The sequence below is a fragment of the Peptostreptococcus sp. genome, from assembly GCF_036639115.1.
GTDB lineage: Bacteria > Bacillota > Clostridia > Peptostreptococcales > Peptostreptococcaceae > Peptostreptococcus.
The window spans coordinates 130,473-154,833 of sequence record NZ_JAVWJH010000005.1; the positions used below are offsets into that span (position 1 = coordinate 130,473).

The following is a 24,361-nucleotide window of genomic DNA, read 5'->3' on the forward strand; positions in this document are numbered from 1 at the left end:
TTATGAGTAGGGGATCATTTGAAAGAACAAAAAAATTAAGAGAACAGAGCACTTCGGCACAGCCTTATATCAGTATAGAAAGGGCTGTCTTGATGACTGAGGCATATCAGAAGTTTGAAGGAAGTGTTGAAACACCAATACTTAGAGCTAAGGCTTTTAAATATTATATGGAAAATAGATCTCTCTGTATAAATGACGGAGAATTAATTGTTGGAGAAAAGGGAGATGGTCCACAAGGAGCTCCTACATATCCAGATCAATGTTGTCACTCTCTTGAGGATATGAAGGTAATGAACGGTAGAGATCTTGTGAACTTCAAGGTTACAGAAGAAGATATGAAAATTCAAGAAGAAAAAATAATACCTTTCTGGAAAGGAAGACAGATAAGAAATAGAATAATCAGTAATGTAGATCAACAGTGGCTGGATTGTTATGAATCAGGAATGTTCACTGAATTCATGGAGCAAAGAGCTCCTGGTCATACAGTTGGTGGAAATAGATTCTATCAAAAAGGTTTTGCTGAATTTAAAGAAGATATTAAAAATAGAATAGCTAAACTTGATTTTGTTAACGATACAGACGCCTACAACAAAAAAGTTGATCTAGAGGCTATGTCTATAGCTTGTGATGCAATGATTGTACTTGGGAAAAGGTATGCACAAAAGGCTAGAGATATGGCTGAAGCTGAAACTGATCCAAAGAGAAAGGAAGAGCTTCTTTTGATAGCTCACAATTGTGATGTAGTACCAGCTCACAAACCAGAAACTTTCCATCAGGCTATCCAGATGTATTGGTTTGTTCATATAGGTGTTACAACAGAGTTAAATATATGGGATGCATTTAGCCCTGGAAGGCTAGATCAACATCTAAATCCTTTCTATGAAAAAGATCTTGAAGAGGGTGTACTTGACAGGGAAAAGGCAAGAGAATTAATGGAATGCTTCTGGGTGAAGTTCAATAATCAGCCAGCTCCACCAAAGGTAGGTATTACATTGAAGGAAAGTGCTACCTATACAGATTTTGCCAATATAAATACGGGTGGTATCACTCCTGATGGCAAAAATGGTGTAAATGAAGTAAGTTATATAATTCTAGATACAATGGATCAAATGAAGCTTCTTCAGCCTAGCTCAAATGTTCAGATCAGTAGAAAAACTCCACAGAGGTTCTTAAAAAGAGCATGTGAAGTGTCAAGAGAAGGTTGGGGTCAACCAGCATTTTATAATACTGATGCAATAGTTTCAGAGCTCATGGAAGCAGGCAAAACACTAGAAGATGCTAGATGTGGTGGAAGCAGTGGATGCGTTGAAACAGGATGCTTTGGTAAGGAAGCATATGTTTTGACTGGATACTTAAATATACCAAAAGTACTAGAAATAACTTTAAACAATGGTTTAGATCCAGTATCTGGCAAAAATCTTGGTATAGAAACTGGAGATCCAAGAGAATTTATGACTTATGATGAATTATTTGAAGCTTTTTCTAAGCAACTTAATCATTTTGTAGATATTAAGATGCGAGGAAATCAAATCATAGAAAATATATATGCTAAACATTGTCCAGCTCCTTTGATGTCTATAATAGTGGATGACTGTATAGAAAAGGGGATGGATTATCAAAGAGGTGGAGCAAGATACAATACTAGATATATTCAGGGTGTTGGTACAGGTACTATAAGTGACTCACTTATAGCTATTAAATATAATGTCTTTGATAAGAAAAAGTTTGATATGGCTACTCTTTTGGATGCAATGGATGCAAACTTCGAGGGATATGAACAAATATTAAATATGGTAAAAAATAAAACTCCAAAATATGGTAATGATGATGACTATGCTGATGAAGTAATGAGAAGTTTCTTTGATCTTTATTACAACACAGTAAGCAATAGACCAACTGTAACAGGAGGAAAATATAGAATCAATATGCTACCTACTACTTGTCATGTGTATTTTGGTGAAGTAATGAAGGCAACTCCAAATGGAAGATTATCAGGGATACCTCTTTCTGAAGGAATATCCCCAGAAAAGGGTGCTGATACAAATGGACCAACAGCTGTAATTAAATCATGTGCAAAGATGGATCATTTAAAGACAGGTGGAACTTTACTAAACCAGAGATTTGCTCCTTCAGTAGTGGTTGGAGATGAGGGACTAGATAATATGGGAAATCTTGTTAGAGCATACTTCAATATGGATGGACATCATATACAATTTAATGTATTTGATAAAAATGTATTGCTAGCTGCTCAGAAAAAGCCAGATGATTATAAAGACTTGATAGTTAGAGTGGCAGGCTACTCTGACCATTTCAATAATCTAAGTAGAGCTTTGCAGGATGAAATAATAAATAGAACTGAGCAGACTTTCTAAACATATATATTATTTCCAATATGAATGGATAAATTTAGGCGATTTCAGAAACTATACATAAAAATATAAAATATCCATATGCTAAAAATTTGTATAGTTTGAGAATATATGTATAAATTTATTGAAAAGTAAATAAAAATTTGTGAAGAACAAAATATATATCTAACTAGAAAGATATGCAAAAGTAGGAATAGATGATAATAAAAAATACATAAGAAATATATAAGAAATGCCAAAGCAATAAAAATAATAAAATAAATAAAAAAATTAATAAAAAGAAGAAATTAATAAAAAAAATAAATAAAAAAATTAATAAAAAGAAGAGAGCAAGAAGGTAAAAAAGTATTAAACAATAAAAAAGAAGAAAATAATTAAGTAATAAAAATGTATAAATAAAATTTAAAATATATTTATATAAATCATACAGTATGGAGGGTAGATATCTAAATATGGATCTAGAAATTAATCTGGTACTCTAGGTATCTACTTGTCTACTGTATAAATAAATGAGGGGGAAGTTATGAAGAAATTAGCAGTAATAGGTGCAGGAAACATGGGAAGAGCAATAATAGGGGGAGTAATAAATTCAGGTTTAATATCAGCTGAAAATATTATTGTATCAGATCCATTTGAATCATGTCTTGAATGTGTAATGAAAGATTATGCAGCAAAAACTACAACAGACTCAAAAGAGGCAGTTAAATCTGCGGATGCTGTAATATTTGCAGTAAAGCCAAATGTTATAGGAAAAATTCTAGATGATGTCAAAGATGTGATAGATAAGGAAAAAATAATAATATCAATAGCAGCAGCTACTTCAATAGATGCTATAAGTGAACATATAGGTTCATCTAATAAAATTGTAAGGGTAATGCCAAACACTCCTGCATTGGTTTGTGAGGCGATGTCAGCATTGTCTCCTAATGAAAATGTTACTGATGAAGATTTACAGTATGTTTTGAGTATATTTAATTCTTTCGGAAAGGCAGAAGTAGTAGCAGAATCTCTAATGGACTCAGTAGTCGCTGTAAGTGGATCTTCTCCAGCATATGTATTTATGTTTATAGAAGCTATGGCAGATGCTGCGGTACTTACAGGAATGCCAAGAGCACAAGCATATAAATTCGCAGCTCAATCAGTATACGGTGCAGCAAAGATGGTTCTCGAAACAGGTAAGCATCCAGCAGAACTAAAGGACATGGTGTGCTCTCCAGGTGGAACAACAATTTCTGCAGTAGAAACTTTGGAATCTTATGGATTTAGAAATGCAGTAATACAGGGGCAGTTGGCTTGTGCGGAAAAATCAATAGAAATGGCAAAGAAGTAAATTCTTTGGGAGGGTCAATGACCCTCCTTTTTTATTGTGGATAAAATTTGTCGTCGTAAAAAATTTATAGGATTGCAGTTAATGTGTGTGTGTATTATAATTATATGAAATTAGGGGAGTTAGATTATGAAAAAGAAATTAAATTGGATAATAAATAGCAAAACAATTAAATCAGAAATTGAGGGGAAGTGATAATAAAAAAATAGGAGGATATAAATGAAAAAAATAATAGCAAAAGAGAATAATTTTGATGAAATTGTAGATATATGGGAACGTTCAGTAAAGCACAGCCACAAGTTTTTGAGTATAAAAGAAATTGAGGATATTAAAAGTGATTTAGTAAGGATTTTACCGAATTTTGAAATCAATTTGTGGATAGAAGGTGAAGAAATCATAGGTTTTTCCTCAGATTCAGAAAAACATTTGAACATGTTATTTTTGGATCCGAAATATATAGGAAAAGGATATGGTAGCAAAATAATAAATACTTTAATCGAAGAAGGTTTAGTTGATACTGTAGATGTAAATAAAGATAATAATCTTGCCAAAGAATTTTATCTTAGAAAAGGCTTTAAGGTTTTTAAAGAAAGTCCTTTAGATGATGAAGGTAGACCGTATCCTATTTTACACCTAAAATTATAGATTTGAAAAATACTGTAGCTTTGAAGTAAAATAGAAACTTTTTATGAAAATCATAGTTTGATTAATTTAAAAGGGAGTGGTAAAATACCACTCCCTTTTTATATAGACGCAATAAGTTTTACTTATTGTTATTTAGAGACCTTTATTACTACCTGAGATAGACTATCCATTAGTCCACCGCCAAAATCAGAGCCATTTTATATTTTTCTCTTGCAGTTACATTGTGTATTATATCCTTTGGGAATACCAATTGTTCGCCAGCCTTTATCTGATGGATTTCATCTCCAACCTTAAGGTCTGCACTTCCCTCTAGAGCTATAACCATAGCATCTCCAGGTGCTGCATGTTCAGATAGTGACTCTCCTTTGTCAAATGCCATTAACATAATTTTTAGTTTATCTTTTGATACTATATCTAAGTTAGATATACCGCCGTCTACATATTCAATTGCATCTTTCAGATTTATTATTTTAGCCTTTTCTATATTTTTCATATCTTCTTCTCCTTTAAATTCAATTTCTAAATATATGCTATCTTCCTTTGTTTCTATGCCTCTTAACACGTCTTTAGGGCTTATTAAAATATTATTCGTACTGATATTTTCACCCAAAACATTAATACTTCCTTTTAACACATAAAATATGCTTTGTGTATGGTAGAACTCCTTGCTAATATCTGTATCACTTGCGAGCGAGAACAAAACTATATTAAAATTATCTGTATCAATTATTGATTTTGATATAGTTTGATGCTGTTTTAAAACAATGCTATCTTCAATTCTAAAGACTTCACCTTTTGCCAAGTTTCTCACTTTTATCACCCTTTCTATATATATTTTTAATCCATAGTAAGAGCAAGTATCTCTTCTCTTATATTATTGATGAGTTCACGTTTTTCGTGACGTAGACTCCTATCAGGAAGTTGAAATTCTTTTTTAATACTTGTAGGCCTTTTACTCAGAATAAGAATTCTATCAGCTATTTTGAGAGCCTCATCTATTTCATGGGTAACAAATAAAATGGATTGCCTATTCTTATTCCAGACCCTTAGAAGCATTTCCAACATATCTTGCCTCATATAGTAGTCTAGGCCTGAGAAAGGTTCATCCATAAGTATAAGATCACCCTCGTAGTAAAAGGTCCTTGCTACTCCTAAACGTTTTTTCATTCCTCCAGACAGTTGAGCGGGTTTATAAGATTCAAACCCTTCGAGCCCAACATCTTTAATTAAAGTTCTTATTTTTTCTTTATTTTCTTTATCCTTGACGACTTTTATATTATCCCAAACATTTCTCCAAGCTAGGAGACGATCGTCTTGAAAAGTAAATGCAATTTTACCTTTTATGCCGGTGATAGTTCCAGAAGTGCTATCTTCAAGTCCAGATAAGATTCTAAGTAAAGTAGATTTGCCACAACCTGATGGACCAAGTATCGCGACAATTTCTTGATCCTTAATAAAAAAATTTATATTGTCTATAATAGATAGTTCACCAAATTTATGGCAAATATTTTTAATTTCTATCAGAATAAACACCTCCTAAACTAAAAAGTTTAACAAATAGGACTTTTGAAATAAAATATAGAATGACTAAAATTATTGACCAAGCTAAGATACTGTCAGGTTCTATATTTATCCTTGCAAGCTTAATCATTCCACCTATACCATCTGTTGTAGTCAAAACCTCAGACATAGCGGCTATCTTCCAACTATTACCAAGTGCTGATATGCTACCTGACCTAAAGAAGGGCATTATAGTAGGTAAAATTATTTCAAAGAAAGTTTTTTTATTTGAAAAATTATAGACCTTAGACATTTCTATTAAATTATAATCAATACTATCAAAAGCTTCTTTAACGCTGATGCCAACTATAGGTATAGTAGACAGTGATATTATAAATATTGCAGGCTTACCACCTATACCAAACCAGACAAGAGCCAAGACTAACCACGAAACAGGAGGGATAGTCTGTATAATACCTATGAGAGGTGATATCATTTTGTCCAGTACATTTGATTGTCCCATCAACACTCCAAATATCAATCCTATAGCCAATCCTATACCATATCCAATAAAAAGCCTGTGAACAGTTATAAAAATCATTGAAATCGAATCTTTATTAGAAAAAATATCAATAATTTTTTTAAAAACATCTAAAACACTTGGTAGTACCAATGGTGAGAGATTTCTAGAAGAAAACTCCCAGATAGTAAGGATTATAAATAAAGATAAAAATGTATAAAAATATTTATCTTTAATCTTGGTAATACATGCTTTCATTAGGTATATTCCCTCCGATTGTCTTAGGGTCAAAATTAAATAATAATTTATATAACATGGATAGTTCTTCCTTAGATTCCTCTGCAGACTTGTAATTTAATCCCATATTTGGAATTGCCTTCTCAATTAATTGTGCATCTAGACCCAAATGTTTTTCTGCCAAAATTCCCGCCTCTTTGGGGTTTTTGAGAGTCCAGTTAAGGGCCTTTTTATATTCTTCTTGGAACTTTTTCATAAGGTCTGGATTTTTTGAAATAAAAGAATCCTTAGCACCAATACCAGCATTGGCTATCATAGTATCGGTATTATTGACTCTCTTCCATTCATCTTCAAAGCTAAAGGCTATTTTAGCTTTTGGATTTTCCATTGTGACCTTAGTAGCCTCGGGTTCTATTAAAGTTGCGTACTGAGCTTTACCTGATATCAATAGCTGTGCAATTTCAGGCTTGCTGGCATAATTAATAGTTACGTCTTTTCCAACTTCCAATCCGGCTTCTTTTAGAAAATACTGAGTAAGTATATCTGGAGGTGAAGATTGTAATGTTACATAGACAGTCTTACCCTTTAGATCACTCCAAGATTTAAAGTTTTTATCAGTAGTTAAAAAGCTTGCTACACCCCAAGTGTTTACATTCATTAGCTTCACATCCATGCCCTTATTATAGAGCTTGGATATAACAGTGAGTGGAAATGCAAACATATCATGTTCGTCACCTTGAACCATTGCTATCAAAGATTCTGGCTCTTCCCAAGTACTAATGTTTATATCTACATTTTTGCCTAGAGAGTGATTTTCTTTCATCCTAAGTAGCGGTAGTGCAGGTGGAGCCTTTGGAACAGCAATATTTATCACTTCGTCAGTTTTTTTATCATCAATAACAGCTGAAGTTTCTTTTTTTGCTTTTACACTACTATCTTCTTTAGTTTGGTCGGAACAAGCAACCATAAATACCAACAAGAGAACTAGTGTCGATATTTGTAAAATTTTCTTCATATCATCATCCTTTCAAATAAACTGCAAAAAGAATGTTTGAAATATCCATACTTATATTGTATACTAATGATAATTATTATCGGTTGCTACAGCAACAAAAAGGAGGAATATTGTGAAAAATTTTGAAAATATTGTTATTTTTGATAATATAAAAGAGGAAGATTATGCAAAGGCCATAAAATGTTTAGATGGTCATATAAAAAAATACAAGGCAAAAGAATATTTAAATATAGATAGAAATACTTTAAAGGCAGCTATAGTTTTAGAAGGCACAGTTGATTTAATAAGTTCTGATGAAGAGGGAAAGATGCTACTTCATGAAAGGTATTTCAAGAATCAGTCCTTTGTTTTTGATATAAAGGATGAAAGTAAAGATTTTGTTGCTGTAAGCCCAGTAGAGATATTGATTTTAGACTTGGGAGCAATATTTGAAAAAGAAAAAAATAACTGTCCAATAAGAAAAAATATTATGGAAAATATAATAAAATTACAAAATAATCAAAGTCATGAGTTGGATCATAAGGTAGATCTTTACCTAGAAAAATCTTTGCGAAAAAAAATAATAAAATATTTTAAAAAGTTAGAGCCAAGACAGAGTTCTGGACAAATTTTATTGCCTTTTAAAAGATGTGACCTTGCATCTTATCTCTATTGTGATAGATCTGCACTATCTAGAGAATTATCACGTATGGAAAATGAAGGTCTGATTCAAGTTGATAGAAATACAGTTAGGCTTATAGATGTTTGATTTAATATTAGTATTTAATAATAAATATTAAATGAAATTAAAACCTTGTAATGATTATAGTAAATCGAATACAGGTTAAATTTAAGAGCGAATTGATTCTAAGAGTGGCGGAAGATAAGTTGTAAAATTCATGTTAGGAAAAGACGTGAATATTAAGTTATTAAATAGAACTGGGTATTAGTTATTAGATAATTTTAGAAAAATAAAAATATATTTTAGCTATGTAATAGTTTTATGGAAAGGGGAGGCTTGTATGTATATTGATTTTAATTTTGTTTGTAAGGCTGTTGTAGACCAAGTGTATGAGAATTACCTTGAAGATTTTAGAGCAGGAAGTACTGATAGCAAGTTGGATCAGAGAAAAGAAGTAAATTTGGATCTAGATGTGGAAAAGAAGATATGTGAAAAAGATGATTTCTAGGAGTAATATTGATAATCCAGTAATATTGAATAATCAAAAAAATCAGAATAAACTGTTGACAATGTGCAAAAATTGTTATAAGATAGTTAACAAATGAAAAAGAAATATTAATCCATTGAAGAGAAGAGTAGGTATTGGATTTTTCTACAGAGAACCTGTATTTGGTGAGAGCAGGGAAGATGAACGTATTGAACATGGTCTTAGAGGAGATGTGTCGAATTTTTTAGACTCATTCAGGTGCGCCTGTTATAGCGCTAGGGTATGATGGTACTCGAATATTTATATTTGTAGACCTGGTGTAGCCGAAGAGGTGGTGTCTGTGAGGATTCTACAAATAAAAGGTGGTAACACGTGTATATAACGTCCTTTTCAACTAATAGTTGAAAAGGGCTTTTTTTATTTACAAAGCATTTTTATTTACAAAACATTGGAGTATGGATAATAGATTTTTCATAGAATAAATTATGATAAAAAATTTAAATATTAAAAGATAAAATTAGGAGGTAAGTATTATGTCAAAGGAATTAAAGTCAGCAACAAAGTGTATTCATTCAGGTTACAAAGCAGAAAATGGTGATCCTAGAGTATTCCCTCTAGTTCAGTCAACAACATATAAGTATGATACAGCAGATGAGTTGGGAGATTTGTTTGATTTAAAGACAGAAGGTCATATCTATTCAAGAATATCAAATCCAACAGTGGCTGTATTAGAAGAAAGAATAGCAGATCTTGAAGGTGGGGTAGCTGCAGTAGCTACATCTTCAGGTCAATCGGCCAATCTGTTAGCCATACTTACTTTGTGTAAGCAAGGGGATAACATAGTGGCACTTTCCAACCTATATGGAGGAACAGTGAGCTTGTTCACTCATACAATTAGTAGATATGGGATAAGTGTAAAGTTTGTAGATATAAATGCAGATGAAAAAGAACTAGAATTAGCAATAGATAAAAATACAAAGTTGATATTTGGAGAAACCATAGGAAATCCAGGAGTAGATGTATTAGATATAGAAAAAGTTGCAGCTGTAGCTCATAGAAATAATATTCCTTTGGTAATTGACAATACATTTGCAACACCAATACTTTGTAGGCCGATAGAGTTTGGGGCTGATATAGTCACACACTCGACTACAAAATATATTGATGGGCACGCAAGAACATTGGGTGGAGTAGTGGTAGACTCAGGAAGATTTGATTGGTCAAATGGAAAATTTGAAGATTTAGTTCTTCCAGATGACAGCTATCATGGAATTAGTTTTGTAGAATCATTTGGTAAGGCAGCCTACTCAGCCAAGGCTAGATGTACCTTTGTAAGAGATATAGGATTTATCATGGCTCCATTTAACGCATTTTTAACTACTCAAGGAATTGAAACTCTTCCTATTAGAATGGAAAGACATAGCGAAAATGCTCTAAAGATAGCAAAATATTTGGAGGACAAAGACATAATAGAATGGGTAAAATACCCAGGTCTAAAGAGCAGCCCAAGCTATGAATTATCTCAGAAATATCTTAAGGGTGGAAATAGTGGAATAATTGCCTTTGGAATAAAGGGTGGAGTAGATGCGGCAAAGAAATTTATTGATAATCTGGATATAATATCTTTGGTCACTCATGTAGCAGATACAAAGAGTTGTGTAATTCATCCAGCAAGTACAACTCATAGACAGTTGAGTAAGGAACAGCTAGAAAAGGGTGGAATCACAGAGAATTTGATCAGACTATCTGTTGGAATTGAGGATGTAGAAGACTTGATAGATGATATAGAAGGAGCACTTTCTCAAATATAAGCTTGATCTAGAAAAAGATTAAGCAGTCAAAAGAAAAATATATAATATTACTAAAATATATATTAGTAATATCAAAATTGTGAGTATTGAGATTAAGAATATTGTGAGTATTAAGATCAAGAATATAGAAGATAATAATATTATTAAAATGACCAAGAGCTTTATCTAGAATATAAAAAGTAATACATTATAAAACTACGATATGCTAACGAGGGTGTTTAATGTAGCTTTTTATAGATTTGTGATAGTTATTCTTGGGAGTTCATAATAAAAATAAAATGAAAATAAGAATTTAATATAAGAGTTTGAGTATTAAGTTTCTAAAATAATGCTCAATCTCTTCATATTAAAAAGAAAGGAAGTATTAAAATGCCAATAATTATACCTAGAGATTTGCCAGCCTATCAGACCTTGATAGATGAAAATATATTTGTGATGGATAAGGAAAGAGCCAACAGACAAGATATTAGACCATTAGAGTTGGCAATAGTAAATTTGATGCCTACAAAAGTAAAAACTGAGACACAGATTTTAAGGAGGATATCAAACACAGCACTCCAAGTAAAGATAGATTTTATAAAGACAAGCAGTCATGAAAGTAAGAATACTTCCAAGGAACATTTGGAAAATTTCTACGTGACTTTAGATGATATTAAAGATAAAAAATATGATGCAATGATAGTTACAGGAGCACCTATAGAAAATTTAGAGTTTGAAGAGGTCGATTATTGGGATGAAATGGTAGAAATTCTAGAGTTTGCAAAGAAAAATGTATATTCAACAATGTTTATCTGTTGGGCATCTCAGGCCGCATTATACCACTACTATGGAATTGAAAAGAAAAAATTAGATAAAAAGCTGTTTGGTGTATACAAATGTGTATTAGAAGAAGACTCTATAATTACAAACGGATTCGATGATGAATTTTTTGTTCCGCATTCAAGACACACTAATTCAAATATAGATGATATCAGAGAAATTGAAGATTTAGTAATACTTTCTTCTTCTAAAGATGTTGGATTAAATATTGCATCGACAAAGGACGAAAGATTTATTTTTCTGACTGGTCACGGTGAGTATGATGAGGAGACTCTTGAGCAAGAGTATTTGCGAGACAAAAACTCTGGGCTAGATATAGATGTGCCTGTGAATTATTATAAAGATAATAATCCAAACGAAGATATATCTGTCAAGTGGAAGGCTCATAGCAATTTACTTTTTTCTAACTGGCTAAATTATTGTGTATACCAAAGAACTAATTATAATAGAGAAAGAATTGAAGAAAGGGCAGTGTAGAAACAAAAGCTAACCTAGAATAAGTAAACTAAAAAAATATATATAATCAAGAATGAAAAATATTCAATCAAAAGTGCTTGTACAATGCCAAATTTTTGACTATAGGAGCTAAAAGTATGTATAATACTACTAATATATAAAGAAGGGTGGAGTATTATGGATATTGAAATTGAAAAAATTAACAGGCAAGAAGTTTTGAAATATTTGTCATATAGGGGTAGTCAAATTCCTGTAGAAATAGATAATTTGATAGATGAATGCATTGAGGAAGTAATTAAAACTTCAAATCCAAAATACAACTACCAGATATTTGATATAGATAGAAGAGAAAATAAAATATTTTTAAATAATAGTGATTTTGAGCTTGAAGGAGAAGATATCAAAAACCTTTTAAAAGATTCTGATAGATGTATACTCTTAGCAGCAACCCTTGGCATAAAAATTGATCAAATGATTAGAAGCTTACAGATAAGAGATATGGCAAAATCAATTGTGGTGGATAGTTGTGCAAGTAGTGCCATTGAATCTATCTGCAATCAAATCAATGAGAAGTTAGAATATGATATTGAAAAAGAAGGTAAGTTTATTACGGATAGATTCAGCCCTGGCTATGGTGATCTAGCAATAGAAGTCCAAAAAGATTTCATAGAGCTAATAGATGCAAGAAGAATTACTGGTATAAATGTCAGTAGTAGTGGGATTATGATACCAAGAAAATCAGTGACAGCTATAATTGGTATATCACAAAAGAGACAGAAAAAGAGATTTAGAGGCTGCGAAAATTGTAATCTGTTTATGGATTGTGAGTATAGAAAATCTGGAAATACTTGTAAAGAAAGTTTTTAGGAGGGTGTATATGAAGATAGATGAACTAATGAAAAGAGATGGATTTGTAATTTTAGATGGAGCTATGGGAACAATGCTCCAAAAGTCTGGTCTAAAACTAGGAGAAAGACCTGAGAAATTTAATATTACAAACAAAGAAATCATATCAGAGATACACTCCTTATATGAGAAAAGTGGATCTGAAATAATTTATACAAATACTTTTGGTGCCAATAGACATAAGCTAGAAGATACAGATTTAAATCTTGAAAATGTTATTTCAAATGCAGTTTTAGCTGCGAGAAATGGCAGTCAAAGTGCGTGCATAGCTCTAGATGTTGGTCCTATAGGAGAGTTGTTGGAACCAAATGGAAGTCTTTTATTTGAAGAAGCATATGATATTTTCAAAGAAGAAATGATAATTGGTCAGGAAAGTGGAGCTGACTTGATTGTAATAGAAACGATGACTGACTTGTATGAGTTGAAGGCAGCTATTCTTGCAGCCAAGGAAAATACATCCTTGCCTGTATTTACAAGTATGACATTTGAAAAAAATGGAAGGACATTTACTGGCTGTAGTGTGGAATCTTTCGTGGCAACTGTAGAGGGTCTAGGAGTAGATGCTCTAGGAATCAACTGTTCTTTGGGTCCAGATGAAATATATCCAATAGCCAAAAAGATCAGAGAACTCTCAAATATAGATATTATAGTAAAGGCAAATGCAGGACTCCCAAATCTTGAAACAGGTGGATATGATTTGGATTCGGATGAATATTGTAGATATATAGTAGAAATAGCCAAATTGGGCGTGAAGTATATAGGTGGCTGCTGTGGGACTAGCCCAGAATATATATCCAAAATAAAGAAGGCTTTGGACTCAATACATATAGAAGACAATAATGGTAGCTATAAAAATGGCAATAATGAAATTAAGAATCATGAATGCAGCAATAATGAAAATAGAAATTGTGATAGAAAAAATAATGAAAACAGTAATAATATAAACTGCAATTATAAAGAAGAAAAAATAAATTTGAATAACAGTGTATCATTCAAAAGAAAGAAGAAAAGAAAGTCTGTAGTGTGTAGCCAGAGTTCATTGGTGGAAATAGATAGTATAAAAACTGTGGGTGAGAGAATCAACCCAACTGGTAAAAGGAGATTTAAAGAGGCTCTAGTAAATGAGGAGATGGATTACATACTGACTCAGGCAATAGAACAAGTAGATGCAGGTGCAGATATATTAGATATCAACCTAGGGCTTCCTGAGATAGATGAGCCTGAGATGATGAGAAAAGTAATAAAAGCAATCCAATCAATTACGGATATACCACTTCAAATAGATAGTTCAAATTATGATGCTTTGGAAGCGGGTCTTAGAGTATATAATGGAAAGCCAATACTAAACTCTGTAAATGGAGAGCAAAAGTCTATGGATAATATTTTACCTTTAGTTAAAAAGTATGGAGCAGGAGTAGTTGCTTTGACTTTAGATGAAAGGGGAATTCCCAAAACGGCAGAGGAAAGATTTGAAATAGCTCAAAAGATATATAAGGAATGTCAAAAATACGGTATAAAAAAAGAAGATATATACGTAGATTGTCTAGTTCTTACTGTATCGGCTCAACAAGATGCAGCCAAAGAGACATTAAAGGCGATAAAGCTTGTAAAAGAAAATCTAGGGCTAAAAACAATATTGGGCGTGTCCAATATTTCTTTTGGGCTTCCAAATAGAGAACTGATCAATTCAACATTTTTGACTGTGGCTATGAATAATGGTCTAGACTTGGCTATTATAAATCCTGCCTCAGAGCAGGTCATGGATAATATCTCAGCATTTAAAGTATTGAATAATATTGACAAAGATTCAGAATTATATATAGAAAAATTTAGTGATTTTATAGAAGCTGATAAAAAAACAAATGATAAAAATCTGTTCTATAAAAAAAGAAATAAAATAATAGAGGATAAAAGAGAGCTAAGTATAGAAGAAGCAGTAGAAAAAGGTCTAAAAGATGAAACAAGAGAGATCACTGAGGAATTGTTAGACGTGTACTCGGAGCTTGAAATAATAAATGATAGGCTGATACCTACCCTAGACAGAGTAGGAGATAGATATGAAAAAGGAGATATATTTCTGCCACAATTGATTAAATCTGCTGAAGCATCTCAAGAGGCATTTGAGGTGATTAAAGAAAAAATAGCATCTCAAGGTGGTGATAGTGTATCAAAGGGCAATATCGTGATGGCTACAGTAAAGGGGGACATTCATGATATCGGGAAAAATATAGTAAAAGTCATCTTAGAAAACTATGGATATAATGTAATAGATTTAGGAAGAGATGTAGACATAGAGAAAGTGGTGGATACCGTAGTCAAATATGATATCAAATTGTTGGGATTGAGTGCACTTATGACAACAACACTTAAAAGTATGGAAAAAACTATTGAAAGGGTAAGAAAATCAGCCCCAGCTTGCAAAATTATGGTTGGTGGAGCTGTACTTACTGAAGAATATGCTTTTAAAATTGATGCAGACTATTATTGTAAGGATGCAAAGAAAAGTGTTGAATGTGCAAAGATAGTATTTGGATAGGGGATAAGCTATGGATAATGTGGACAAAATAAAAAGTAAATTTCCACTTATATTTGATGGTGCGATGGGAACTTACTATAGGGATAAAGTAGAAAATGCACTTCCAGAATGTGAGATGGCAAATATATTTGATAGAGATGTCATTTTTAATATACATAAAGAGTACTTAGATGCAGGAGCAGTAGCTATTAAGACAAATACATTTGGAGCAAATAAAGAGTCTCTAAACTGTTCTGATGATGTATTATCTACTATTATAGAATCAGGATATAGACTGGCTCAAGATTCTGTAAAGCTATATTGTAAGGATAATAAAATAGCTAGGGAAGATAGGTTTGTATTTGCAGATATAGGTCCAATTTCTCATCCATCAGATTCATATAGTTATAAAGATTTGGTGGAAGAATATGTGGATATTGTGGATAAATTTCTAGAGTTGGGCGCAAAAAACTTTATATTTGAAACTCTAGATGAAGATATATTTTTGTTGGATGTATGTAACTATATAAGGAAGAAAGAAGCAGATTCTTTTATTATGGTTTCTTTTGCTATAAACCCAGATGGTTATACGAGAAAGGGATATTATGGAGAAGAACTAATTGAGAATATAAGCAAGAGTAATCTGGTGGATTCTGTTGGTTTTAACTGTATTTCTGGTCCAGGATATTTATTGAAAACGATAGAAAAAATCAATCTACCGGAAAGTACAATTTCTATAATGCCCAACGCATCTTATCCAACTATTGTAAGTAATAGGGTATATTACTCTGATAATGCAAGCTACTTTGCCAATGCAATGATGGATTTTTTGGATTATGGTGTGGAAATTATTGGTGGATGTTGTGGTACTACACCGAAGCATATAGATAAAATAAATGATATTATAGGGGAAAGAAAGGACATAAAAAGTCTTAAAAAATTAATATCAACTGATAAAATAGAGTCTATGAGGAAGATAAAAACGAAGAAAAATCCCAATCTTTTTTATGACAAGCTATGTTCTTCAAAGAAAGTTATCGCAGTAGAACTTGATCCTCCTGCTGACATAAATATAGAAAAATACATGGAGAATGCCTATAGCCTAAAAAAGGCAGGTGTAGATGCGATTACAATTGCAGATTGTCCAGTAGCTAGGGCGAGGATAGACAGCTCTCTTATGGCATATAAGATAAAAAATGAGTTAGATATAGAGCCAATAGTCCACCTTACTTGTAGGGATAGAAACCTTAATGCGACGAAAGCACTTTTGTTGGGTTTAAACATAGAAAACATAAGAAATCTGATTATAGTGACAGGTGACCCTATTCCGAATGCTGAAAAAAATGAAATTAAGCCTGTTTTTAATTTCAATTCAAGGATATTATCCCAGTATATAAGAGAGCTGAATGAAAAGATTTTCACAAATAATATGATGATATCAAGCGGATTAAATATAAATGCAAGAAATTTTGCAATGGAATTAGAGAAAGCAAAGAAAAAGGAAGAGGCAGGTGTAGAGGTGTTTTTTACGCAAGCAATACTATCTGAGAAGGCTATAGAGAACTTGGATTGGGCTAAAAAAGTTTTGAAGTCAAAAGTTATGGGAGGAATAATACCTATTGTCAGTTACAGAAACGCTGTCTTTATGAATGAGGAAATATCTGGAATAAGCGTTGGGAAGAAAATAATAGAAAAATATAATGGTGTATCAAAAGAAAAAGCAAGCAGATTGGCGGTAGAAATCAGTTTGGAATTTATGAGAAAGATTGAAGATAAAGTTGATGGGTTTTATCTGATAACGCCATTTAGCAGGGTAGAAATTATTGAAGAAATAATGAAAAAATACATAGATAAGTAAGAATATGTATAGTTAATTGCATTCATGGTTTTGAATATTCACTAAATTTTAAAAATATAAAAATATTATTTTTTTATTTTAGTAAATACCTTGACTAAATCTTAATTAGAATATAAACTGTTGATTGAGGGATATTTACTATCCCTCTAATAACGTTATTGTAGTCTCATATGATAACGCAAAATTTTATATTATTAATTTAATCTTAAGGAGGGTTTAGGTTTATGGGAGAAATTAAAGCAAAATACCCGAAGGGCTTTTATGTGTCAAGTTTAACTTACACATTTGAAAGATTTGCTTTCTACGGTAGCAAGCCACTATTAATCCTATTCTTGATCACAGCTATATCAAAGGGTGGTCTAGGAATTGAAGCGAAAGAGGCTGCTATAATTGCTGCAGACTTTACTGCTTGGACTTATATCGCACCAGTTATTGGTGGATTTATTTGTGACCGTTGGTTAGGGGCTAGATATGCTGTATCTATAGGTTGTGTACTTATGGCGATTGGCTATCTATTTGGCTGGAAGGCAACAGGGGTAAACTCAATTTTATGGATGATTGCTATAGTATCAATAGGTACTGGTTTATTTAAGGGTAACCTTGCAGCGATTATCGGTCGTCTATTTGACGATGAGGATTTACTTGACTCTGCATTCTCAGTTCAATATTCATTTGTTAATATTGGTGCAATGCTAGGTTCTGCGATTACGGGTGTTCTTTATATGAGTACATTTAAGCAGGGAGACGTATTTGGATTCAGACCAGTATTCTTGGTTTGTGGTATCTTGGTATTCTTAGGTGGTGTATTCTTTACATTAGGATATAGAACACTTCAGGGACAAGGTATAAAGCCATTCAAGTACAAAACTGACGTTAATGGTAACATAATAGGCGAAGCTGAAGAAGAAACAAAGGAAGAAGCTAAGAAAGAAGCTAGTGAACCTCTTACTAAGAACGAAAAGAAGAGAGTTGCTGCAATAGTATTCGTATCATTTGTATCTATCATATTCTGGCTATTCTACTACCAGCAGGATATTGCATTAACTATATACATGGATAAGTATGTTAACATGACATTGGGTGGATTTACATTTGCTCCTCAGCATTTATCTACTACTTGGAATGGTCTACTATGTATATTCCTAAGTGTAGGTGCATCTAAGTTATGGTTTAAGTTATCTCAGAGACCACAAGGTGACTTGTCAATGTTCCAGAAGGTAACAATATCATTTATATTCTTAGGATTAGCATATGTTGTACTTATAGCTATGGAATTATCAAGAGGCGTAGGTGCTGACGCAAGCCATCAGGTAACTGTATTATGGTTGTTCTTATTTGGATTATTGTTGACAATAGGTGAGATTTGTTTCTCTCCACTTGGAAACTCATTCGTAAGTAAGTTCGCACCAAAAAAATATCTATCATTGTTAATAGGTGTTTGGACAGTTGCTACATTTGTGGCATCTAAGTTAAATGGATATATTCAGGGATTCGTTGAAAAACTTGGTATCTACAATATATTCGTAACATTTGCAATTGTATCATTTGTTGTTGCAGTTATAATGTTCTTATTAACTAAGCCACTTAATAAGTTGATTCAGGATGAAGACGAAGAAGCTTAATAAGCAATTTTAAATAACAACAAATTTTGGGAATAATAAAATTTTTATATGAAGGACTGCTACTTTTGTAGCAGTCCTTTTATTTTGGTCTAAAATTATCATTTTCTTATGGAATGAATTATTTTGTAATAGATTAAAATAAAAGTAATAAAATGATTTAATTAAATAAAAAAATTAAATAAAAAAAGAGATTAAATAAAAATGAATAATAGGAAAAGTATGATATGTTTATGATAGATTAGAAATCGCAAAAAGGATTTTGAAAAAATATAAAAAGATAAAATAGCGAACTCTATATACAATATTGGGAAAACCCCAATATTAGCTAATAATATAGAGATAAATAGAAAGAAAAAGAGTGAATTTAAATAGATATAAAACAATGAATAAATAGAGAAATATATTATATAAAAAATAATAATTTAAATAAATAGAGATAATATAAGGATATTTATATATATAGGTGTACTTAATATAGATTAAAATAAAAAGTGTTAAAAAAATGATAATATTGATCTTGAAATAATAAAATAACAAAAATATTTTAATTAAAAAGAGAGCTATAAAGCTCTCTTTTATATAGTAAATTCTGATTATTTAGTATATTAATGCTAAAGTAAAATAATTTACTCAATATTATAATACTGAAATTACTAGAATAATTTCCTGTAATTATCAGTAGCCTTTACTAGTCTATCTACTACTTCTGGTTCTCCAGAAGAGTGACCTGAAATAGTAATATTTAAATCACATTTATTTAACTTCTTGCTAAGTAACCAAGCTCCGATAAATCTACAGTCCATATCATATCTTCCGTGAACTATAGTAGTAGGTATATCCTTGATTATGTCAGCTTCATCTAGTATGTAATTTCTATTTTCTCTAAACATATTGTTCATCCAGAAATGACACTCTATTGTAGCCATAGAAATAGCATAGTCTTCATCACCAAAGTCGTTTACCAAATCTTCATTTGGAAGTAAAGTTACAATACTACCTTCCCACATACTCCAAGCTCTAGCAGCTTCCACTCTAGTGGCTCTGTCGTCGCTTGTAAGTCTCTTATAGTAAGCTGTAACTATATCATCTCTTTCAGCTTCTGGTATAACGCTTACATAGTCTTCCCACTTATCAGGGAATATATTAGATGCGCCACCTTCTTGATATATCCAGTCTATATCTTCCTGTCTGCCTAGGAATATACCTCTAAGTACTAGGCCTACAACCTTTTCAGGATGTTTGATAGCATAGCTTAGTGCAAGAGTTGATCCCCAGCTACCACCAAATACTAGCCATTTTTCTATTCCTAATTTTTCTCTGATCTTTTCCATATCCGAAATGATACTATCTGTATCATTATTAGTAAGATTGGCATGTGGTGTACTCTTGCCACTACCTCTCTGGTCAAATAGTATTATTCTGTAAAATTCTGGATCGAAGAACTGTCTACAAGATGGGGCAGTACCGCATCCTGGGCCGCCATGTAGGAATATTACTGGCTTTCCATTTGGGTTTCCAGATTCTTCATAATAAATATTATGAACATCATCTACCTTGATAAAATCAGTAAAGTTAGCTTCAATTGATGGATAAAGTGTTCTTAATTCGCTCATATTACTACTCCTTTGAAAAAAATATTTTTGTAGTATTTTAGTAGTTAATCCAAATATTATTCAATTTTTATTTATTTGAAGACGATAAAAATAGTATAATATAAAGCTTATAAATACTACTCTAATAAAAATTATAGCACATACAATAATAGAATTCTAGCAAAAGACAATGAAATAACAAATATATCAGATGGTCAAATAATAAATATAATGTTTTTCGTAAAAACGTTTTATTTATTATGATTAAGTGTTATAATTATATATGAATTTTGATTTTACTATTAAATAGAAAATATTCTAAAAATAGATCGAAATTCATAATATTTTTTTTGTGGAGGCCTAATTATGAAAGACAACAGAGTAAGTCAAGTTTTAAAGAAGATGAAGGAAAATAATATTCCTCAGATGATAGTAAGTGATCCACTTTCAATATTCTATCTTACAGGATATCTATTGAATCCAGGAGAAAGACTATTTGCACTATACTTAAAGGAAAATGGAGATCATAAATTATTTGTGAACGCTTTATTCCCAATAGAAGAAGATCTAGGTGTAGAAAAGGTTATATTCTCAGATACAGACGATTCAATCGCAATTGTAGCTAAGTATATGGAAAAGGGAAAGACTATCGGTGTCGATAAGAACTGGCCAGCAAGATTTGTACTTGCTTTAATGGACTTGTGCCCAGACAATAAGTTTGTAAATTCTTCATTTATAGTAGATACATCAAGAATGTATAAAGATCAAGAAGAACAAAAGCTTATGAGAAATGCATCTGTAATGAATGATAAGGCTTGTGAAGAAATCATAGGTAGAATTACAGGAGATAAGACAGAAAAGCAGATAGCTGATGAACTAATAAATCTATATAAGGAAATGGGAGCAGAAGGTCTTTCATTTGATCCTATTATAGGTATGGCTGCTAACGGTGCAAACCCACACGGAGAACCAGGAGATAGATACGCTCAACCAGGAGATGCTATAATAATAGATATCGGTTGCAAGAAGAGTATGTACTGCTCTGATATGACTAGAACAGTATTCTGGAAGGAAGTAAGTCCAAAGGGTAAGGAAGTCTATGATATAGTTGTAGAAGCTAACAGAAGAGGTATAGAAGCTTCTAAGCCAGGTGCTAGATTCTGTGATATAGATGCAGCTTGTAGAGATTACATCACTGAAAAGGGATATGGAGAATACTTTACTCATAGAACAGGACATCATATAGGTCTAGAAGATCATGACTATGGCGATGTATCATCTGTAAATACAGACGTAGCTGAACCAGGAATGATATTCTCAATAGAACCAGGAATTTACCTACCAGGTGAATTCGGTGTTAGAATAGAAGACTTAGTTCTTATTACAGAAGATGGATGCGAAGTATTGAATTCATATACTAAGGATCTTCAAGTAATAGGAAATGACTAATAAATAATTTATACTATTATATATGGTATACAAATATGACCCGTATAAACTCGTTTTATACGGGTCATAAAATAAAAATAAAAATAAAAAAAATCAGATTAAAATACCACAAATCAATTGACATAGCAATAAATTTGTGGTATTTTATTTTAGACGGCTTTTCTATAGTCGTCAGTTTGAGTTGTAAAAATTACGGAAGGTAATAGTTACTTGATTTTTTTCAGGAAGCTATATCATCATATATAAAATTAATCATGGAGGTGTAATGATGAGAGTTAAAGTAACTTTAGCATGTAAAGACTGTGGTCAGAGAAATTACCATACAACAAAGAATAAGAAGAATAATCCTGACAGAATAGAATTACAGAAGTACTGTAAATTCTGTAAGAAGCATACTACTCATAAAGAAACTAAGTAATTGAGACACATCAGGTAACTAAGTGTTTAGCGTAAAGGATGTGATTAGATGGCTAAGGAAAATGTAGAAGTTTCAGAAAAAAAAGTTGGCTTTTTTAAGGGAACAATAAATGAACTTAAACAAGTAACGTGGCCAACTAAAGGAGAGCTAGCTAGCAAGACTGCAGTAGTCTTGGCGGTAGTAGTAATTGCTACTCTATTTGTGTGGTTAGTAGACACAGGTTTATCAAAACTTTTAAGTATACTAATTGGTAGATAGTAGTAATCCATATTGAAAGGATGATTTTTTATGTCAGAAGAAAGAAGTAAGAGATGGTATGTCGTTCATACTTATTCTGGTCATGAAAACAAAGTAAAAACTACAATTGAAAATACTGTTAAAAACAGGGGTATGGAAGATATTATCGAACAGGTAGTAGTTCCAACAGAAGATGTAGTAACAACTACGAAGACTGGTAAAGAAAAAATTAGTCAAAGAAAGATATTTCCAAGTTATGTAATAGTAAAAATGGAAATGACTGATGAATCTTGGTATATTGTTAGAAATACCAAAGGTGTTACAGGATTCGTTGGACCTGGCTCAAAGCCAGTTCCTCTAACAGAAGACGAAGTGTTTAATATGGGAATTGAACTTCCATCTGACAAGATTGTCTCTGGTGATGTTGATCTAAACCCAGGAGATGCAGTAAGAGTAATAAGTGGTGCTTTTGTTGACAATATTGGAGAAGTAGAAGACATAAACATCGAAAAAAGAGAAGTAAAAGTCTATGTTAATGCATTTGGTAGGAAGGCCTTGGTAACACTAGGGCTTGAAAATATAGAGAAAGTTTAAGGAGGTGCAACACAATGGCTAAGAAAATTATAGGACAAATTAAATTACAGATACCTGCAGGAAAGGCAACTCCAGCTCCACCAGTTGGACCAGCACTAGGACAGCACGGTGTTAATATTATGGCGTTCACAAAGGAATTCAACGCTAAGACAGCAGATCAGGCAGGAATGCTTATACCAGTTGTTATAACAGTATATCAGGATAGATCTTTCAGTTTCATAACTAAGACTCCACCAGCTGCTGTACTTATCAAGAAGGCTATCAACCTAAAGTCAGGTTCAGGTGAACCAAATAAGAATAAGGTTGGTAAGATAACTAGCGCTCAGGTTCAGGAAATAGCTGAGCTTAAGATGAAGGATTTAAATGCTGCTTCAGTTGAATCTGCAATGAGAATGATCGCAGGAACAGCTAGAAGTATGGGTGTTGAAGTAGTTGACTAATAAAATCAACTAATATATTTCGCTATGTAAGGTAAAATGCCTTATTAGTGGGAGGTAAAAATACCGTATATACCACAAGGAGGAATTTAAAATGGGAAGAAAAGGTAAAAGATACGAAGAAGTAATCGCTAAAGTAGATAGAAATGAATACTATGACGCTTCAGAAGCTATGAAGCTAGCAGTAGATACTGCAAGTGCAAAGTTTGATGAAACTATAGAAGTACATGTAAGACTAGGAGTTGACTCTAGACATGCTGATCAGCAGGTTAGAGGAGCTATAGTTTTACCACACGGTACAGGTAAGACTAAGAAGGTTTTAGTTTTCGCTAAGGGAGAAAAGGCTAAGGAAGCAGAAGAAGCAGGAGCTGATTTTGTAGGAGCTGAAGACTTAGTTCAGAAGATCCAGGGAGAAAACTGGTTTGATTTTGATATAGTTGTTGCTACTCCAGATATGATGGGTGTAGTTGGTAGATTAGGTAGAGTTTTAGGACCTAAGGGATTAATGCCAAACCCTAAGTCTGGAACAGTTACTTTTGACGTTACTAAGGCTGTAGAAGAAATCAAGGCTGGTAAGGTAGAATATAGACTAGATAAGTCTAATATAATACACGTTCCAGTTGGTAAGGCATCATTTGGTGCTGAAAAGGTATTTGACAACTTTAAGGTACTTATGGATGCTATAATAAAGGCTAGACCATCTGCTACTAAGGGTCAGTACATGAAGAGTGTTACAGTTGCTGCATCAATGGGACCTGGTGTTAAAATCAACCCTGCAAAGGTAACTGACTAATAAATTTCAAGTAAATATTTGAAATACTGTTGACACAGGTTGACATATATGATATCATTGTCAATGTTGAAAAAGAATAGATTTACCGTAGAC

The 24,361-nt window shown here is 32.3% G+C and carries 22 protein-coding genes and 2 other annotated features (1 of these 24 running past the window's edge); of the genes, 17 read left to right on the plus strand and 5 right to left on the minus strand.

Features of this window, described 5'->3' with window-relative positions; all coding sequences use genetic code 11:
* Positions 1-2: 2 nt before the first annotated feature.
* The 3 genes from hypD (at position 3) to RR561_RS07520 (ending at position 4,341) form a co-directional block, all read left to right on the plus strand.
* Positions 3-2,372, plus strand: coding sequence for a trans-4-hydroxy-L-proline dehydratase (gene hypD / locus RR561_RS07510; protein ID WP_332507051.1), 2,370 nt, complete (start codon positions 3-5; stop codon positions 2,370-2,372).
* A gap of 520 nt (positions 2,373-2,892) precedes the next feature.
* Positions 2,893-3,699: a pyrroline-5-carboxylate reductase gene (gene proC, locus RR561_RS07515; RefSeq protein WP_332507053.1), complete on the plus strand. Its 807-nt coding sequence runs from the start codon at positions 2,893-2,895 to the stop codon at positions 3,697-3,699.
* A 216-nt stretch (positions 3,700-3,915) separates the two neighbouring features.
* Positions 3,916-4,341, plus strand: a complete 426-nt coding sequence (locus RR561_RS07520; protein WP_332507054.1) for a GNAT family N-acetyltransferase — start codon at positions 3,916-3,918, stop codon at positions 4,339-4,341.
* A gap of 169 nt (positions 4,342-4,510) precedes the next feature.
* Here the strand turns inward: RR561_RS07520 and RR561_RS07525 are convergent, their stop codons facing one another.
* From RR561_RS07525 to RR561_RS07540, 4 genes are read right to left on the minus strand one after another with little or no spacing between them, the layout of a single operon-like run.
* Positions 4,511-5,152 carry a cupin domain-containing protein gene (locus RR561_RS07525; protein ID WP_332507055.1) on the minus strand — a complete coding sequence of 214 codons (642 nt, stop codon included), beginning with the start codon at positions 5,150-5,152 and terminating at the stop codon, positions 4,511-4,513.
* 26 nt (positions 5,153-5,178) lie between these two features.
* Positions 5,179-5,874, minus strand: coding sequence for an ABC transporter ATP-binding protein (locus tag RR561_RS07530; protein WP_332507056.1), 696 nt, complete (start codon positions 5,872-5,874; stop codon positions 5,179-5,181).
* Positions 5,852-6,619 carry an ABC transporter permease gene (locus tag RR561_RS07535; RefSeq protein WP_332507057.1) on the minus strand — a complete coding sequence of 256 codons (768 nt, stop codon included), beginning with the start codon at positions 6,617-6,619 and terminating at the stop codon, positions 5,852-5,854. The genes RR561_RS07530 and RR561_RS07535 overlap by 23 nt, the downstream gene beginning before the upstream one ends.
* Entirely contained in the window at positions 6,594-7,613 is a 1,020-nt protein-coding gene (locus RR561_RS07540; protein WP_332507059.1) for an ABC transporter substrate-binding protein, read from the minus strand. The genes RR561_RS07535 and RR561_RS07540 overlap by 26 nt, the downstream gene beginning before the upstream one ends.
* A gap of 112 nt (positions 7,614-7,725) precedes the next feature.
* On the opposite strand from RR561_RS07540, the gene RR561_RS07545 reads away from it, so the two are divergent.
* The 8 genes from RR561_RS07545 to RR561_RS07580 all read left to right on the plus strand — a co-directional run bounded on the left by RR561_RS07545 (position 7,726) and on the right by RR561_RS07580 (position 18,748).
* A complete protein-coding gene (locus RR561_RS07545; protein WP_332507061.1) occupies positions 7,726-8,361 on the plus strand; it encodes a Crp/Fnr family transcriptional regulator in 636 nt (211 codons plus the stop codon).
* 253 nt (positions 8,362-8,614) lie between these two features.
* The gene (locus tag RR561_RS07550; protein WP_332507063.1) at positions 8,615-8,782 is read left to right on the plus strand and encodes a hypothetical protein; all 168 of its coding nucleotides are present in this window, start codon (positions 8,615-8,617) and stop codon (positions 8,780-8,782) included.
* Positions 8,783-8,888: 106 nt separating this feature from the next.
* Positions 8,889-9,153, plus strand: a binding site (T-box leader).
* A 141-nt stretch (positions 9,154-9,294) separates the two neighbouring features.
* Positions 9,295-10,572, plus strand: coding sequence for an O-acetylhomoserine aminocarboxypropyltransferase/cysteine synthase family protein (locus RR561_RS07555; protein ID WP_332507065.1), 1,278 nt, complete (start codon positions 9,295-9,297; stop codon positions 10,570-10,572).
* Positions 10,573-10,941: 369 nt separating this feature from the next.
* On the plus strand, positions 10,942-11,868 hold the full coding sequence (locus RR561_RS07560; RefSeq protein WP_332507066.1) for a homoserine O-succinyltransferase: 927 nt from the start codon (positions 10,942-10,944) through the stop codon (positions 11,866-11,868).
* 156 nt (positions 11,869-12,024) lie between these two features.
* Positions 12,025-12,714 carry a hypothetical protein gene (locus RR561_RS07565; protein ID WP_332507068.1) on the plus strand — a complete coding sequence of 230 codons (690 nt, stop codon included), beginning with the start codon at positions 12,025-12,027 and terminating at the stop codon, positions 12,712-12,714.
* Positions 12,715-12,724: 10 nt separating this feature from the next.
* A complete protein-coding gene (locus RR561_RS07570; protein ID WP_332507070.1) occupies positions 12,725-15,289 on the plus strand; it encodes a homocysteine S-methyltransferase family protein in 2,565 nt (854 codons plus the stop codon).
* Positions 15,290-15,299: 10 nt separating this feature from the next.
* Complete coding sequence (locus RR561_RS07575) at positions 15,300-17,126, plus strand: bifunctional homocysteine S-methyltransferase/methylenetetrahydrofolate reductase (protein ID WP_332507072.1); 1,827 nt, start codon at positions 15,300-15,302, stop codon at positions 17,124-17,126.
* Positions 17,127-17,350: 224 nt separating this feature from the next.
* Positions 17,351-18,748, plus strand: a complete 1,398-nt coding sequence (locus RR561_RS07580; protein ID WP_332507073.1) for a peptide MFS transporter — start codon at positions 17,351-17,353, stop codon at positions 18,746-18,748.
* A gap of 653 nt (positions 18,749-19,401) precedes the next feature.
* Here the strand turns inward: RR561_RS07580 and pip are convergent.
* Entirely contained in the window at positions 19,402-20,361 is a 960-nt protein-coding gene (pip, locus tag RR561_RS07585; RefSeq protein WP_332507075.1) for a prolyl aminopeptidase, read from the minus strand.
* A gap of 345 nt (positions 20,362-20,706) precedes the next feature.
* Between pip and RR561_RS07590 the strand changes: the two genes are divergently transcribed.
* The 6 genes from RR561_RS07590 (at position 20,707) to rplA (ending at position 24,268) form a co-directional block, all read left to right on the plus strand.
* Positions 20,707-21,789, plus strand: a complete 1,083-nt coding sequence (locus RR561_RS07590) for a M24 family metallopeptidase (protein WP_332507077.1) — start codon at positions 20,707-20,709, stop codon at positions 21,787-21,789.
* A 268-nt stretch (positions 21,790-22,057) separates the two neighbouring features.
* Positions 22,058-22,207: a 50S ribosomal protein L33 gene (rpmG, locus tag RR561_RS07595; protein WP_106777200.1), complete on the plus strand. Its 150-nt coding sequence runs from the start codon at positions 22,058-22,060 to the stop codon at positions 22,205-22,207.
* A gap of 48 nt (positions 22,208-22,255) precedes the next feature.
* Positions 22,256-22,465, plus strand: coding sequence for a preprotein translocase subunit SecE (gene secE, locus RR561_RS07600; protein WP_332507079.1), 210 nt, complete (start codon positions 22,256-22,258; stop codon positions 22,463-22,465).
* Positions 22,466-22,495: 30 nt separating this feature from the next.
* Positions 22,496-23,038 (plus strand): transcription termination/antitermination protein NusG, encoded by a 543-nt coding sequence (gene nusG, locus RR561_RS07605; protein ID WP_332507081.1) that lies wholly within the window; start codon positions 22,496-22,498, stop codon positions 23,036-23,038.
* Positions 23,039-23,052: 14 nt separating this feature from the next.
* Positions 23,053-23,478: a 50S ribosomal protein L11 gene (gene rplK, locus RR561_RS07610; protein ID WP_332507083.1), complete on the plus strand. Its 426-nt coding sequence runs from the start codon at positions 23,053-23,055 to the stop codon at positions 23,476-23,478.
* Positions 23,479-23,569: 91 nt separating this feature from the next.
* Entirely contained in the window at positions 23,570-24,268 is a 699-nt protein-coding gene (rplA, locus tag RR561_RS07615; RefSeq protein WP_332507084.1) for a 50S ribosomal protein L1, read from the plus strand.
* A 67-nt stretch (positions 24,269-24,335) separates the two neighbouring features.
* Positions 24,336-24,361, plus strand: a sequence feature (ribosomal protein L10 leader region) (it continues 102 nt past the right edge of the window).